This is a genomic window from Colwellia sp. BRX9-1 (assembly GCF_014077195.1).
Classification (GTDB): domain Bacteria; phylum Pseudomonadota; class Gammaproteobacteria; order Enterobacterales; family Alteromonadaceae; genus Colwellia_A.
In genome coordinates this window covers 29,292-44,617 of the sequence record NZ_JACGVM010000016.1, presented here as the reverse complement: position 1 = coordinate 44,617, position 15,326 = coordinate 29,292, and the positions used below count along the sequence as shown (strand labels likewise).

The 15,326-nt window shown below is 39.2% G+C and carries 13 protein-coding genes; 3 read left to right on the top strand and 10 right to left on the bottom strand.

What is annotated here, in order from left to right; all coding sequences use genetic code 11:
• Positions 1-40: 40 nt before the first annotated feature.
• Positions 41-1,102, bottom strand: coding sequence for a protease SohB (gene sohB / locus H4J76_RS14375; RefSeq protein WP_182217537.1), 1,062 nt, complete (start codon positions 1,100-1,102; stop codon positions 41-43).
• 179 nt (positions 1,103-1,281) lie between these two features.
• Positions 1,282-3,702: a VolA/Pla-1 family phospholipase gene (locus H4J76_RS14370; RefSeq protein ID WP_182230858.1), complete on the bottom strand. Its 2,421-nt coding sequence runs from the start codon at positions 3,700-3,702 to the stop codon at positions 1,282-1,284.
• Positions 3,703-3,972: 270 nt separating this feature from the next.
• On the opposite strand from H4J76_RS14370, the gene H4J76_RS14365 reads away from it, so the two are divergent.
• Positions 3,973-4,719, top strand: a complete 747-nt coding sequence (locus H4J76_RS14365; RefSeq protein WP_070376239.1) for a YciK family oxidoreductase — start codon at positions 3,973-3,975, stop codon at positions 4,717-4,719.
• Positions 4,720-4,779: 60 nt separating this feature from the next.
• On the opposite strand, the gene fadD is transcribed toward H4J76_RS14365, so the two are convergent.
• The 8 genes from fadD to H4J76_RS14325 all read right to left on the bottom strand — a co-directional run bounded on the left by fadD (position 4,780) and on the right by H4J76_RS14325 (position 12,539).
• Positions 4,780-6,444, bottom strand: a complete 1,665-nt coding sequence (fadD, locus tag H4J76_RS14360) for a long-chain-fatty-acid--CoA ligase FadD (RefSeq protein WP_182217534.1) — start codon at positions 6,442-6,444, stop codon at positions 4,780-4,782.
• A 238-nt stretch (positions 6,445-6,682) separates the two neighbouring features.
• Entirely contained in the window at positions 6,683-7,555 is an 873-nt protein-coding gene (locus H4J76_RS14355; protein ID WP_182222479.1) for an alpha/beta fold hydrolase, read from the bottom strand.
• 5 nt (positions 7,556-7,560) lie between these two features.
• Positions 7,561-8,139, bottom strand: coding sequence for a Slp family lipoprotein (locus tag H4J76_RS14350; protein WP_182230857.1), 579 nt, complete (start codon positions 8,137-8,139; stop codon positions 7,561-7,563).
• On the bottom strand, positions 8,126-8,806 hold the full coding sequence (locus tag H4J76_RS14345; protein ID WP_182217530.1) for a M50 family metallopeptidase: 681 nt from the start codon (positions 8,804-8,806) through the stop codon (positions 8,126-8,128). The genes H4J76_RS14350 and H4J76_RS14345 overlap by 14 nt, the downstream gene beginning before the upstream one ends.
• A 57-nt stretch (positions 8,807-8,863) precedes the next feature.
• Positions 8,864-9,343 carry a hypothetical protein gene (locus tag H4J76_RS14340; protein ID WP_182217528.1) on the bottom strand — a complete coding sequence of 160 codons (480 nt, stop codon included), beginning with the start codon at positions 9,341-9,343 and terminating at the stop codon, positions 8,864-8,866.
• A gap of 66 nt (positions 9,344-9,409) precedes the next feature.
• Positions 9,410-10,135, bottom strand: a complete 726-nt coding sequence (tsaB, locus tag H4J76_RS14335) for a tRNA (adenosine(37)-N6)-threonylcarbamoyltransferase complex dimerization subunit type 1 TsaB (protein ID WP_182230856.1) — start codon at positions 10,133-10,135, stop codon at positions 9,410-9,412.
• Positions 10,136-10,156: 21 nt separating this feature from the next.
• Positions 10,157-12,085 (bottom strand): ATP-dependent DNA helicase, encoded by a 1,929-nt coding sequence (locus H4J76_RS14330; protein ID WP_182222475.1) that lies wholly within the window; start codon positions 12,083-12,085, stop codon positions 10,157-10,159.
• Between the two features lie 97 nt (positions 12,086-12,182).
• Entirely contained in the window at positions 12,183-12,539 is a 357-nt protein-coding gene (locus tag H4J76_RS14325) for a hypothetical protein (protein WP_182222474.1), read from the bottom strand.
• A gap of 494 nt (positions 12,540-13,033) precedes the next feature.
• On the opposite strand from H4J76_RS14325, the gene hisG reads away from it, so the two are divergent.
• Both hisG and hisD read left to right on the top strand, forming a co-directional pair.
• Entirely contained in the window at positions 13,034-13,933 is a 900-nt protein-coding gene (gene hisG / locus H4J76_RS14320) for an ATP phosphoribosyltransferase (protein WP_070376230.1), read from the top strand.
• Between the two features lie 92 nt (positions 13,934-14,025).
• Positions 14,026-15,324, top strand: a complete 1,299-nt coding sequence (gene hisD, locus H4J76_RS14315; RefSeq protein ID WP_182230855.1) for a histidinol dehydrogenase — start codon at positions 14,026-14,028, stop codon at positions 15,322-15,324.
• The last annotated feature ends 2 nt before the right edge of the window (positions 15,325-15,326 follow it).

Below are 15,326 nucleotides of genomic sequence, written 5' to 3'. Positions count from 1 at the left end.
AGCATCCTTTTTTAGATCTTATTCACTCAAAACGCATGCGTTAACTTGGAAATATACGATTATTTTGCCAAAGTTTACTAAAGATAGAATCAACAGACATTGATGCCGCTTTTGAAAACTTTTCCGCTAAGGTTTTTTTCATTACGTATCTTAAAGCAATAATTTTGTGCGACTTACTTCGAGACTGAAGGAAATCATCACTGGTTTGAATTTCATCAACTAAACCAAGCTCTTTCGCGGTACTGCCAAACCAATGTTCGCCTGTTGCTACTTTATCAATATCTAAACTTGGACGACGTTCGCGAACAAAGTCTTTAAAGAGTAAGTGAGTTTCTTCTAATTCTTCAGAAAACTTTTCACGACCTTTATCGGTATTTTCACCAAACATAGTCACTGTACGTTTGAACTCGCCGGCAGTAAATTGTTCGTAGTCAATATCGTTTTTCTTGAGCAATTTATGAAAGTTAGGAACTTGCGCAATAACACCGATTGAGCCAACAATTGCAAACGGTGCAGAGATAATATGATTGGCAACACATGCCATCATATAGCCACCACTTGCCGCAACCTTATCAACTGATGCAGTTAACGGGATATTATGCTGACGAAGTCTGTCAAGTTGTGAAGCTGCTAAGCCATAACCGTGAACCATGCCACCACCGCTTTCTAAACGTAAAAACACTTCATCTTCAGGGGTTGCAACCGTTAGTATTGCTGATATTTCTTCACGTAGTGCACTCACTTCTCTTGCGTCAATGCTACCATTAAAATCAACAACAAAAATCCTAGCTTCAGCTTTAACTATAGTACCTTCATTGTCGGCTGATAATTTTGCTGCTTTCTTATCGGCTTTAGCTTTTTCTTTCGCTGCTTTCTTATCTTTCTTATCTTTTTCTTTTAATTCTTCTTTTGATAAGAGGTAATGAATAATATCTTCTTCAACATCGATAAACTCTTCAGATAAGTCATTAAGCTCTAACTCACCTTTTTTACCGGCGGGTTTCATCGCTGAAGAAGCAATAACCGTGACAATTGCGACAATCGCAATAACTAAGGTGATCGCTTTAGCTAAAAACAACCCGTACTCATACAAAAATTCCAATACATTCTCCTGTTATTAACCTCATATGTCTAAATCGTTTATTGACTTGAGGCTAATATTTAAATTTATCTATTAGCTATATGGGGCATATTGCAAATAAATAAAGTTAATAAGTTAAAAAGGCAATAAAAAGGCAATAAAAAACCCTCCTAAGAGGGTTTTTTTAGTTGTTGCTAAAGTTATTTAACAACACCTGTATCTGTTACTTGAATTAATTGTCCCATAGTCGCAAAGAATACGGCTACTTGAGATTGCATCTCTTGTGTTGCTCTAGCACTTAACGCAGCATCAGGTGAAGCAGCATTAGCACGAGGGTCAAGTATTGAACTATGATGACCATGAACAAATCTTACCACACCAGAGCCAGCAGTAGTTTCACTAACAGCTTCCAAGCCTAATAAAGCAATAGCAGGTTCTGTGCCACCCATAGGTGTAAACGGTGCTCTGTTAGTCACTGTTTGGTCTGAAAGGTTGTCTGCGCCGTCGCCAACAACTTCAATGAAGTGTGTAGGTGTTTGTGTTGCAGCTAATGCTTGTACATAAGCAATAGGGTCACCAGAATCAGTAACGGTTTGCGCCGCAAATGTGAACTGCGCGAAACCAGCATTTAGTGTTGCTTTTTGCTCAATAGATAAACCATCATAGAAAGCAAAATAGAAAGCACTTAGTTCGGCTTGAGTATAATCAGCAGGTAATGTTGCTGCAACTGCTGCGGCAAAGTCAGGCGATAACTGCATGGTTAAATTAGATTTAGCCAAGCCTTCAAATGCTGGAGAGTCTAAACCAAAGTTAGCTAACATTAAACCTGGCATAGCTAAAGAGGTACTAGCAATTTTGAATAATCCATCAATTTGTGGATTTAGTTCGGTATTTGCTAAACCAACAGCATTCATACCATATATACCACCTAATGAATGTCCTAGAAGGTGTACTTTACTGCTATCAATTTTAATTGGGTTACCATCGCTGTCAGCACCACCTAAAAAGTTCATGCCTAAACGCAAACCTAATAAATCAGCAGTACTTTGACGAGTATTATCACGCATACTCAGCATGCTACCCAAATTAACATAGTGTAATGTAGACACAGTACTGGTATTAATTTCATCAGTACCGTCACCGTCTAAATCAAAACCACGGCTACCATGCAATGGCTGATCAATTGCAACAGTTGCTATTCCAAATAAAGATAATATGCCAGTGATTGGCAACATTTGCTCTTTGGTTGAGGTAATGCCATGCACTAATATTGCTACTGGCCAACCGTTAGCAGGTTCTACTAATGGCTCTAAATCCATACTTGCACGCACTGGGTTAGCCCAAGCTAAATCAGGAGTAGTCATTTGCACATCAATCGGCATCATGACGCTTGTTGCTGGGATAGGGTTAAACTTAGTTAAATTACGTTCAGTATCAAGAGTGGCTAATCCTGGATTTTCGCTTGAGCTTAAATCACGTAAACCAAAATTCATACAAAAACCATCATTTGCATCTAACGCATCAGCAGGGATCGCCGCTGGGTTTGCTGCTGCTAAGCCAGCAAGTGTAGCGCCAGAATCACAACGTGCACGCCACCAGTCATTAACAGGAGCTAATGGGTTTTCAGCAGAAGGTACACCTGAGTAATAAGGAAGTGTAATTGAACCACGAATATAGTTTGCTGCTGAATATAATGGGATCAAACTTTCTGGAATTAAACCCGTTAATACGTTTGCAACTGAAATACCGGTATCGGCTACGCCAATTGCTGGGATTCCTTGTTGAGCATTAGCAACCATTTGAGGTACGCCAGCAGCCATCAAAGACTTAACCGTGCTTAATACACGCGTCGTTGATTGTGTTGTCATTGCAGCGGTATAAACAATAGTATCACTGCTAACCCCTGCTGCGACTACAGCAGCCTCATAACTATTAATTGCAGCTTGCAAACCTAATTGCGATGCATTGCCTAGTGGCAAAGTATTAATATCTTGACGTGCTAATTCATAGGTAGTTGAACCCGCAATAGCTTTACCATTGTTATCACGAAGATTGTTCGTCATTACCATAACATAGGTCGTTTCTGCTTTAAGCGGTTGAATCGGAATAAATAAAACATTATCGCCAGATTTTTGCGTAACAAAATCTTGCATGAACACAAGTTCACCAACAACTTTACAGGCAAGGCCACGAGTTACAGCAGTACAATCACTGTCATTCGCATCACCACCCATAATTGTTTCGAAGACTCTTACCGACGCAGGTTCAGAAGCACTAGCGGCATCTAAAGATGTACCCGTTGGGAATTCAATTCCAAGAGGAAAAGGCTGAGAAATAGACCAACCGTCCAGTGCACTAATGGCTACAAAAGGGTCTGAACCATCAGTTGGATCTGCAACAGGAATTTCTAACGTACCGTCAACGGTACCAGAAAAAATCAAGTCATTCGGAATAGAAAGTCCGGCAGCACCCGCACTTGGATTAAATTTAACACGAGCGGTTGGTGTTACGGCACTGCCGTTTTCAACCACTTCATTTTGAACATCTTTAATTGATTCATCATCACATGCCGTTAGTCCAAGAACACTGGCAATAGCAACACTAAGTACGAGCTTTTTCATTTTATCTCCCCACAGACGAGCTTTATATTATTTAGCTTTTTATGCTTTTATTTTTTATTTATCTGTAATTTCGTGAAGCGTAGCTCACAAAACTAACTTGTTCGACCAGTTAAACTTACCGTAAGAACTGCCTAAGTGCTAGCGGTTTCTTCTTTTATTATAACTTTAACTAACATTTTAGCTAAAATTTTTAAATATTACTCGTCAGTCAATAGGTCAAAGTAGTAGAATTACTGCCTTATTTACCTTCAAATAATTTGTATTGATACTATGTTTAATTACCAAATAACAGCAAATTCTTTAGCCAATAAAATAATTTTAGTTACCGGCGCAGGCGATGGTATTGGTCGCCAAGCGGCATTAACCTATGCTGAATTAGGTGCTACGGTTATTTTATTAGGAAAAACAACCGCTAAATTAGAGTCAGTTTACGACGAAATCATCGCACAAGGTTCCGCTGAACCTGCCATTATCCCCCTTGATTTAAAGGGTGCGACCAAACAGCACTACATAGATATGACCGCGACCATTGTTAATCAATTTGGTAAACTTGATGGCGCGTTACTCAATGCCTCAATGCTAGGTGAGTTAACACCTTACACGCAGATACACCAACAAATTTGGCAAGATGTAATGCAAGTTAATGTCACGGCTCAGCATCTAATGGCTCAAGCGTTAATCCCTGCATTACTGCTCAGTGATCATGCGTCATTGGTCTTTACCACCTCTGGTGTTGGTAATAGTGGTAAAGCTTATTGGGGGGCATACAGCGTTTCAAAGTTTGCAACAGAAGGGTTAATGCAAGTTATTGCTGACGAATACGAAAATACCACGTTACGTGTAAATGCGATAAACCCAGGCGCAACACGCACTAATATGCGTAACACTGCCTACCCAGCAGAACATGAAAACGATTCAGCAAAACCGGTAGATATAATGCCAGCCTATGTGTATTTAATGACGAGTGATAGTTTGGCTGTTAATGGCCAACGAGTTAACGCGCAAAAAGCAAAATAAGCAGCTAAAAAAAAGGCTGTAAGAATAAACTTACAGCCTTTATGTTTTATCAATTAAGAATTATCGTAATTCTCTTCTTAAAATTTTACCTACGTTGCTTTTGGGTAAGTCATCTCGAAACTCAACATACTTCGGTACTTTATAACTGGTTAAATTGGCGCGACAATGTTTAATCAGATCTTTTTCCGTTAATGTTTTATCCTTAAGCACAACAAATACCTTGACCGCTTCACCTGTTGCGTCATTATCTATACCAATAGCAGCGACTTCTAATACACCTTCATGCATCATGACCACTTCTTCAATTTCATTAGGATAAACATTGAAGCCTGAAACGATAATCATATCTTTTTTACGGTCAACAATTTTAAAGAAACCTTTATCATCCATAAGAGCTACATCGCCTGTCGCCAGCCAACCTTCTTTTAGAATTTCAGCCGTGTCCGCTTCGCGCTGATAATATCCTTTCATGACTTGTGGACCTTTTACCCACATCTCACCTGGTTCACCAATCTCAGCATCACTACCATCATCTTTAATGATGCGTATATCTGTCGATGACGCCGGTAAACCAATGTTGCCACTATAGCTTTTTTGATCATAAGGACATAATGTTACTAAAGGTGCACACTCAGTTAAGCCATAGCCCTCTAATAAACGTGTGCCTGTGACACGCTCCCATGCCTCACCAACAGAACGTTGCACTGCCATACCGCCGCCAAGCGACATTTTCAATGTACTAAAATCAAGGTCTTTAAAACCAGGAGTATTTAATAAGCCATTGAATAAAGTGTTAACGCCAGTAATTGCGGTAAAAGGATATTTAGCCAGCTCTTTTACAAAACCAGGCATATCACGAGGGTTGGTGATCAATAAGTTGGTACCACCTAACGTTAAAAAGGTTAGGCAGTTAGCCGTTAATGCGAAGATATGATAAAGCGGTAATGCGGTGACCACGAGTTCTTTGCCATCTTCCATCAAAGGCTTTATTGCGGCTTTTGCTTGTAATAAGTTCGCAATCATATTGCGATGGGTCAGCATAGCCCCTTTTGAAACACCTGTTGTACCACCGGTATATTGCAAGAACGCAAGATCTTCACCACAAAGTTCTACTGGCGTGTAAGCTTTGAGCATCCCCTGAGAGACAACTTTATTAAATCTAATGGTGTTTGATAATTTAAAGGCTGGTACCATTTTTTTAACATATTTGACCACACAATTAACTAGCGCACCTTTTACAGTACCCAGTCGGTCGCCTAATGAAGTAAGAATGACATGTTCAACTGAGGTATTATCAATGACTTTTTCTAAGGTACTAGCAAAGTTTTCAATGATTAACATTGCCTTAGTGCCTGAATCTTTCAATTGATGCTCGAGTTCACGGGCCGTGTATAGCGGGTTAACATTAACCACGGTCAAACCAGCAAGTAAAGCACCAAACAATGCAATAGGATACTGCAAACAATTAGGTACCATAATGGCAAACTTATCGCCCTTAACTAAACCTAAATCATTTTGTAAATAAGCAGCAAACGCTTTTGATTGTATCTCTAGATCTCGGTAATTGATTTCTGCGCCCATATTAATAAAGGCAGTGCGTTCGGCATAAATATCAACGTATTTATTGAACATATCAGATAACGAGGAGTACTTATCTGCATCGATTTCAAATGGGACACCGGGTGGATAACTTTTTTCAAGCCAAATTTTTTGCGTTTGTTGCACTTTGCGACTCCTCTAATAATAGCTTAACTGTAGACGATTATTGGTTTTACTCGATTAATACTTTTATATTTTACGTATTATTTTTTAATCGATATCGTCATTTTACTCTATATGAATGAATTTTTATTTTTTAAAACGGATGTTTGAATTTTCTTTTTACGTGATTACTGGTCTGATGTCTATAAATTTTAGCCACGTTTACCGTTTTCTCTTTATAAACGGTAACATTTAGAAAAAATCAGCCAATAAACTCTAAAATATGTCTACTAGTCTGCTCAGGTTCAGCCATATGGAAGTGATGTCCCCCAATTAATTTATAGCTGATAAAGTTATCAAACAATGGACCAAATTCTTTCAAACCAGTTTGTACAAATGACAAGCCTTTGTCACCATAAATTAATTGCACAGGAATTGTAATATCTTCAATAAACTGTTTTGCTTGCGCCAACGTCAGCCGATACGGCGATGTATTCCTTAAACGACGGTCAGTTCGCCAAATAAAGCCATTACCATCTTCAATAATCCCCCGTTCAACCAATAATTTTGCTTGTTGAAAGTTTAAATCAGACACTTGTACTCTAGCCTTAATTGCAGAATCTAAACTGGGGTGAAATTTTTTCTTTTTTGCTGAAGGCGATAATTGTTGATTGCACGTTAAACGACTTAACAGGCCCTTACGTAAATGCTCGGTCGCTTCCTCAGCTTCACCACTAATAAAGCCAATTGAATCAAGTAAGGTTAATGACTTAACCTTTTCAGGAAAAGCGGCTGAGAATGCTGATGAAATCATTCCGCCCATTGAATGGGCAACTATATCAACTTTCTGCCAGTGATTTACTTCCCACAGCAATAACAAATCATAAACGTAATCGATAAAATGATAATGGGCATCGGCACTTCTGTGGGACGATAAGCCATGCCCCGGCCAATCTATAGCGATAACACGCTTACCTTTAAAGTAAGGTAACATAGGTACAAAACTAGCCGCGTTATCTAACCAACCATGTAGACACAAGACTAGCTCGTCGTTTTTGTCACCACAAGCTAGACCAGTCAGGGTGAGTTCACCTAAGTTAAAACTCACCTCTTCGACGTTATCGGGGATACGCAAGGTGACTATTTCTTTTTAACAGGCGCTGGTGCTTTTCTCACTACAACTCTTCTTGGATAATTTGAATAGCGAGGCTGCCAGAAAGAAGGAGACGACCAAAATGGATTATGGATAACGCGCACATCGACTTGCTTTTTTTCTTTCCACAAGTGTATTTTTGTCGCGGTTAGGACCGGATAATTATATTCGTGCTCGCCAATTTTCCCTTCTTCTGAAGCGGCGACAGTGCCTAATGCAGTTATACTGCGACCTTCTTTATAAATAACGGGATCGAGTAGACCTGAAAAATAAACACGAAATCGTCCCAACGTTTCATTACCTTGCTTGGGTATCGCTGATGACTTTAACGGAAAGTGAACAATTTCTAACATACTATTGTTCGCATTATTGGTTACTTTTGCAATAACGCCACCCCAGCGAGCCGCATTTCCTTGTTCTGTATTAGCATTATCTCGAACAACGACAAAGTCTGTTAATGCTGTATTATCAGGTACCTGCAATGCTTCTGGAACTGATGAACAGCCACTTATAAATATTGCACTTACCCATAAGGGTAGCATTAAGATTATATTACGTTTTTTCATCATATTTACCTTTTCTAGATATATTCGCTAACCAAACAATACCACCAACACCAATACTAAACCATATAACGACCCATAAAAATTCAGGTATGCCAGTCAGTTGTGCTAATGCAGCACCATCGCCAAAGTTTCGTCCATCAACCAAGTACCAAGGACTTTTTACACTGTTAAGTAAAATAATTGCCCCTGTTATTTGCAAACTTGTCTGTAAGTAACTTAATTTTTTATATTTAAATTTCAATAAAACGAGTGCTAACAAAACACTAATAATAATTAGCGTTAAAATATCTCTCGCCCAAAAAATCAAAGTGGTTAGTAACAATAATGCGATAATACCACTTAATATTTGTGCTGCCCGTTGGTGCATACTCGCGATAAAGTAAATCCCTATTCCCCATAACGCCGCGCCAGCATAACCCATAAAGCTAATAAAAAAATTCATTCCTCCACGAGTTGTGCATAGCCCTGCCCCGTTAGAAAACAATTGAATTTGTACTATAGTCCCCCCGGTAAAGAGCGCAGCTAGGCCATGGCTGATTTCATGAAAATAACTTTCAAGCCATTTGAAGGGTATTGAAACAATGGGAATTTGGCTAATAATTAATGCGGTAATCAATATTAACCAAAAGTGATATTTTTTCAAAAAGGACGAAGACTTACTATTCATGGATTATTTTTCATTATGATAAAAGAAGAATATGTGACAAAACGCGGCTAGTGTTAATTAGACAAGTAAGTCGATACCAAATACCTGCTGAATATTTTCACGTTGAGCAATATTATCTACTGAAGAATATGCTGCAATTGCGGTTTGGTTTTGCTTTGATGGGCTGTCATAACTTGCTTGGCTATTATTTTTATTGCCGACTTGCTGGTTAGTTTGGCCTGAAAAAGAAATATTACTTGCTGAAACGGTTTGTGATGCACTTGAGTTGAGTTGTGCTTGCTGATTCTCAAATTGAGCTTGTTCGACTAAAGCAAGTGCTTGCTCATCGATATCAAAACGTGCAACTTGACTCGCTTGTTGGTCTTGCTCTTGGGTTTGTTGCGTGCTGTCTTTGTTGGTTTTTTCAGCTTGCCCTGTACTTTGCTCAATTTGTTGGACACGAAAGCGATCACGTTGCTCAGCAACCTGATTTTGATTATCAACCGACAACGATGCGCTTGATTGGGGCGTGTACGAACTCGTACTATTTATTTGCATAGTTTAAATTTACCAAAGTTTTGCCAAATTACAAAACTTTTTGTATTTTCACTTAAATAAAATCGATTACCTACCCGGTAGCTTTTTCCATGAAACAGTATCACGTACATAAACCGGTTGAGCGTTTTCAGCACTAACCGCCTTACCTTGAGAAAAGTAATACTGACCAATTTCTAGTAGTTCTTCCGCATTAGGAAAAAGTATCTCTGGTGTTCCCGCATTAATTTTTAAAGGCTCAAGTTCATTTTTATAAGCGTCCCAGCCAGTTCCTACACCATAGACCTGCTGATTTTCAGTTAAAGACTCATTCAAATACTCAGCTAATTCTTCAGGTGCTAATACGGTATCTTGCAGCGCAGCTTCCATAATACCTTGCTCATTTAATCGATAATAGCCCGCATAAACCTCTGACATACGAGCATCAATCGTTGCAATAACCTCTACTTGCTGGTGCCGACTGTAAGCTTGTTGAGCCATAGCCTGCAGGGTTGATACCCCTACAACTTTTAAATCAGCAGCAAAAGCTAAGCCTTGTGCGACGCCAACGCCAATTCGAACGCCGGTAAAACTTCCCGGTCCTTGTCCAAAAATAAGCCCATCTAATTGTGCTAACGTTATATCGGCTTTTTTAAGTAAGCGGTCAATCATCGGCAGTAACACTAAGCTATGCGATTGTGGTGCTAGCTCAAATTCACTGATCGTTTGGTCGTTAAACGTTAATGCTACTGAACATGCTTCCGTTGAAGCGTCTATTGCCAAAAAATTCAAATTATTCTCTCTAATACTTATCATTATTACTATTTAAATTAACTATTACTCTGATAGTGAAGTAAGAAATTCACTCGCTTGCTCAATATCTCGACTGCGCTTCATCATAGGTAAACTTTTTAAAAAAACTTCGCCATAAGGACGATTCACTAATCTATCATCACATATTACCATGACACCTTGGTCGGTAACATCTCGAATTAAACGACCAACGCCTTGTTTTAATGCAATAACAGCTTGTGGTAATTGGATTTCAGCAAAAGGATCACCTCCGCGCCGTCGAACATCTTCACAGCGCGCCTGCAACATCGGGTCATCGGGTGAAGCGAAAGGAAGTTTATCTATAATGACACAAGTTAATTTGTCACCTCTAACATCAACTCCTTCCCAAAAACTGGCGGTTGCTAATAAAATCGCTTGTGGGTTGTCAATAAAAGCGGCTAACAAAAGTCCTTTACTCATTCGCCCTTGCACTAATAAGGGTGATTCAATCTTTTCCGCTAAAATATCTGCAACTTGGTTTAACATCCGATAGCTAGTGAATAATAAAAAGCAAGCTCCTTTACTTGCTGTTATTAACGGTATCGCTAATTCAGCGAGTGCTAGTGCTCGACTATGGTGCTGAGCAGCAGGTAAATAGCGCGGTACAATTAGCTGTGACTGCGATTGATAATCAAACGGGCTATCAACAAGTAAGGTCGCTGCTTTCGTTTTCGCTATATTTAAACCTAATTGCTGAGAAAAGTGATCAAAGCCACCATTCACCGCCAACGTAGCTGAGGTAAAAACCCAACCCGCTTCAGACTTAGCAATATAATCACTGAATTTGTCGGCGACACTCAATGGTGTTAAATGTAAGACCACATGCCGCCGTGTTGTTTCATACCAAAAGCTCATACCATCGATATCAACGTTTGCCATAATGTCGTATTTCGCGAGTATGTCCACGGCACGATCGTAGCAATTATCAATGGCTTCATTACGAGAAATGCATAACTTGATCACTTGATAGAGAAAGTCTAAATCTGTTTTTAGTGCAGCAAAGGCCTGTTGAAACCTTGGCTGGGCATATTTTTCTCGCCAGTTGCCGCGTTCAGGATCATAAAAAAAGAGTAAACGAAATTCTTGCGCCGCTTTTTGGCACTTCTCTGCAGCTCTGCCTAATTGTTTCACATCGGTTAAGGTTGTTTTGTATATTTGAATAACATCAGAACATAAATCGAGAATTTGCTTAGTAGAAAAAGCGTCACCAAAGTATTCACTGGCGATATCAGGTATTTGATGGGCTTCGTCAAAAATCACCACATCTGCTTTGGGAATAAGTTCACCAAATCCAGTGTCTTTTAAGGCCATATCAGCAAAAAACAAATGATGGTTAACAACCAAAACATCCGCATCAATCGCTTTTTTTCGAGCTTGCACTAAGTAACAGTCGTCAAAGTTAGGACAATCTTTTGCCAAGCAATTATCTGTGGTACTGGTAACAAAAGGAAAAATGCCAGAATCTTCAGCGACATCGACTATTTCGCCAATATCACCACTGCGAGTCGACGTTGCCCAGGTACGAATTTTGACAAAATCTGTCAACATTGCCGCATCTAGCTGACCACGCTCTTTTACATAAAGTTCAAGGCGATATATACACAGATAATTGGCCCGCCCTTTTAATAGAGCAATCTGCGTATTCGTTGCCATAGCATTACGAATAAGCGGTATATCTTTATGAAACAACTGTTCTTGTAAGTTTTTAGTGCCGGTAGAAATAATGACTTTTTTTTCAGAGAGTAAAGATGGGATCAAGTAAGCAAAGGTTTTTCCTGTTCCTGTGCCCGCTTCTACAATTAAGCAACTCTTTTGTGAGATGGCGCGTTCAACATCTATCGCCATATCAATTTGCGCCTGCCTAGGAGAATAGCCGTTAAGTACTTTAGCGAGAATACCTGAGGGTGAAAATGCTTGTTCAACTAGGGTCATAGAAAATACTACTGATAAATATTGCCACCAGTATAAAGAATAAAAAGCCAGAGAGAAATATACATTCGATTAATGAGCGAGTTGCCCAGTAAAAAACTTAAACAAAAATATCCAAATGAGTGATATCTTCATCGGGTTCATCATGATTTTTCTTAGGGTGAGTCAGTTCATCTTTATGAGTGATCACGTTATCGGTGTCATCATGGGTGTTATCCACAATAGTATCGGCAATCACAGCAGACGTTGATTGATGCTTCTTTTTATTTTGCTGATGTTCTTTTTGATCAGAATCTTTTTTAGCTAAAACAACGTAATGCTCATGATTTTCAAGATGATCCAAATCATCGGTCAGCTCGTTAATTGCAGCTTCTTTAGTCAGTGGTTTCACACGCAGACGTTCAGGTTTAATCGGCACCGATACAACACGTGTTAATACGGTGGTAAAAATATCCATCAGTTATAGGTCCTTTATTAAATTCTTAACTTAAGTATCGGCTATTTTACTTAAGTATCGACTATTTTAGACAATTCTTTATTACCTTATGCGATTATTTTATAAGAAGTGTTTATTTATTACTTGCTCATTATAAAAATAATCAGTACTGTAAAAGCCATGAGAGAATAATCGTCACGGAATAAATTTTTCGTCAGATTATTTAACCCATTTAACGTGTAAAGTGAATGACACTTACTCGTTAAATAACAAAACAAACTATGAGTACAATATGAATATTAACCTAAGCACATTACATCGCCATCATCACCATATCGATTAGCTGCTCAGGTTTATTCGCTGAGGGGCTGTGACCTTTCGGCGAGTTGTATAACTCAGATTTAACCCCCGAAAGAGTCTATCTCTCTCGGGGGTTTTTCGCATTTTATAGGCCTTGAAATTGTATATACACGTACTAGAATTTTGGCCAACGCTTTATTAAAGGAAATACAAACATGACTACAGAAACTCGCTTACGCATCGCTATGCAAAAATCAGGTCGTTTAAGTGACGACACTCAAGCCTTACTCAAACGTTGTGGTTTAACACTCAATGTTACTGATCGACGTTTGTTAGCACATGTTGCTAATATGCCTATCGATATAATGCGCGTACGTAGCTCAGATATCCCAGGCTTAGTGATGGACGGGGTTTGTGACTTAGGTATTGTTGGTGACAACACCCTAGAAGAAGCGGCATTAGAACGTGAATTGATGGGGCAAAAGTCTCAATACATTCGAACTTCACAGCTTAATTTTGGTGGTTGTCGATTATCTATTGCGATGCCTGAAGGCTTTGATTATCAGGGCGTCAAAAGTTTAGACGGCTTACGTTTTGCAACGACTTATCCTCAACTACTCAATCGTTATGCTAAAGAAAAAGGCATCAATGTTGATTTTTGTTTATTAAAAGGCTCTGTTGAAGTTGCTCCGCGAGTAGGTTTATCTGACGGTATTTGTGATTTAGTTTCAACCGGCGCTACACTAGAAGCCAATGGTTTAGTTGAAGTAGAAGAGATTTTTAAATCTAAAGCATCGCTTATTCAAACAGCGAGTACTTTGTGTAGCGAAAAACAAAGTATTCTTGATACCTTATTGCCACGCATCCAAGGTGTTATGAAAGCAAAAGAAAGCAAATACATTATGTTGCATGCGCCAAAAGATAAAATTGCCGAAGTAAGTGCCTTAATGCCTGGTAAAGAAACGCCAACAATCTTACCTTTAGCGGGTCGCGATGATTTAGTTGCTGTTCATGTTGTTGCTACCGAAACGTTTTTTTGGGAAACAATGGAAAAACTCAATGCACTCGGTTGTAACTCTATATTAGTTATGCCAATTGAAAAAATGATGGGCTAATGCGCGTCATCTTTGGGATTGCATCGCCACGGCTGTGATCCCAAAAATCTAGGGTACCTTTCACGGTAAGTAAAGTATTAAGGTTAAAAGTAATGATAAATAAAATGATCGATTGGCAAGCATTATCAAAAAGAGAGCAACAAACAGCACTTGCTCGACCCGCGATAAGTGAGAGTGGTTTACTTTCACAGCAAGTTGAAAACATATTAAATAACGTGAAACGAAATGGTGACAAAGCGCTTTATGAATTAACGGAAAAATTTGATGGTGTAAAACTAACCACATTAACCGTTACTGATGAACAAATAACCGCAGCCAGAGCAGCATTGTCGACTAAAAGATTAAAAGCCATTGAAACGGCTTATGGTCAGATCAGGCGCTTTCACCAAGCACAAATATGTGACGACATTACTGTAGAAACATCCCCAGGCGTTCGTTGTACCTTAAAAACTGAAGCAATCGAAAGTGTTGGTTTATATATTCCGGCAGGCTCTGCACCTTTGCCATCGACGGTACTAATGCTTGGTGTACCTTCACAGTTAGCCCAATGTCCGCGTACTGTTTTAGTTTGCCCTCCCGATATCAATGGTAACCTTGCTGACGAAATTCTAGTGGCCGCAAAATTATGTGAAATTGATGAAATTTACACAGTCGGTGGCGCGCATGGTTGTGCAGCAATGGCTTTTGGCACAGAAACAATAAAACCGGTCAATAAAATATTTGGGCCAGGTAATAAATACGTTACCGAAGCCAAAAAGCAACTTGCTCAACAAGTGAATGGTTTTGCCATTGATATGCCAGCGGGTCCTTCTGAAGTGTTAATTATTGCCGATGCCAATGCAAAAGCAAACTTTGTCGCAGCTGACTTGCTTTCTCAAGCTGAACACGGACCAGATAGCCAAGTTATCTTATTATCTGACAGTGCCGAATTAATTACTAACGTTCAAAATGAATTACTCAAACAAGTCGCGGTACTTTCTCGTCGAGAGATAGCAGAACAAGCGCTTACACAAAGTCGTTTGATTTTAGTAAAAAGTTTGTCGCAAGCGGTTGAGGTTTCAAATATTTATGCTCCTGAACATTTAATTATTCAAACCGATAATGCTCAAAAGCTATTAAAAACCTTACGCAACGCAGGTTCAATATTTGTTGGTGAGTACACGCCAGAGTCCGCAGGCGATTACGCCAGTGGTACAAATCATGTTTTACCCACTTATGGTTATTCTAAAGTAATTTCTAGTTTATCATTGGCCGATTTTTCTCGACGATTTACTGTGCAAGAGATCACTAAACAAGGCTTATTAAATATTGCCGAATGTATCACTGAGCTCACCGATGCCGAAGGACTAGACGGCCACAAACGAGCAGTAACCATCAGGTTAGAGGAATAATC

Excerpts from the sequence above, each read along its gene's own strand:
- H4J76_RS14365 (WP_070376239.1), top strand. The coding sequence starts at position 3,973 with ATGTTTAATTACCAAATAACAGCAAATTCTTTAGCCAATAAAATAATT.
- H4J76_RS14370 (WP_182230858.1), bottom strand. The coding sequence starts at position 3,702 with ATGAAAAAGCTCGTACTTAGTGTTGCTATTGCCAGTGTTCTTGGACTA.
- hisG (WP_070376230.1), top strand. The coding sequence starts at position 13,034 with ATGACTACAGAAACTCGCTTACGCATCGCTATGCAAAAATCAGGTCGT.
- H4J76_RS14325 (WP_182222474.1), bottom strand. The coding sequence starts at position 12,539 with ATGGATATTTTTACCACCGTATTAACACGTGTTGTATCGGTGCCGATT.
- H4J76_RS14350 (WP_182230857.1), bottom strand. The coding sequence starts at position 8,139 with ATGAAAAAACGTAATATAATCTTAATGCTACCCTTATGGGTAAGTGCA.
- H4J76_RS14345 (WP_182217530.1), bottom strand. The coding sequence starts at position 8,806 with ATGAATAGTAAGTCTTCGTCCTTTTTGAAAAAATATCACTTTTGGTTA.
- H4J76_RS14330 (WP_182222475.1), bottom strand. The coding sequence starts at position 12,085 with ATGACCCTAGTTGAACAAGCATTTTCACCCTCAGGTATTCTCGCTAAA.
- hisD (WP_182230855.1), top strand. The coding sequence starts at position 14,026 with ATGATAAATAAAATGATCGATTGGCAAGCATTATCAAAAAGAGAGCAA.
- tsaB (WP_182230856.1), bottom strand. The coding sequence starts at position 10,135 with ATGATAAGTATTAGAGAGAATAATTTGAATTTTTTGGCAATAGACGCT.
- H4J76_RS14340 (WP_182217528.1), bottom strand. The coding sequence starts at position 9,343 with ATGCAAATAAATAGTACGAGTTCGTACACGCCCCAATCAAGCGCATCG.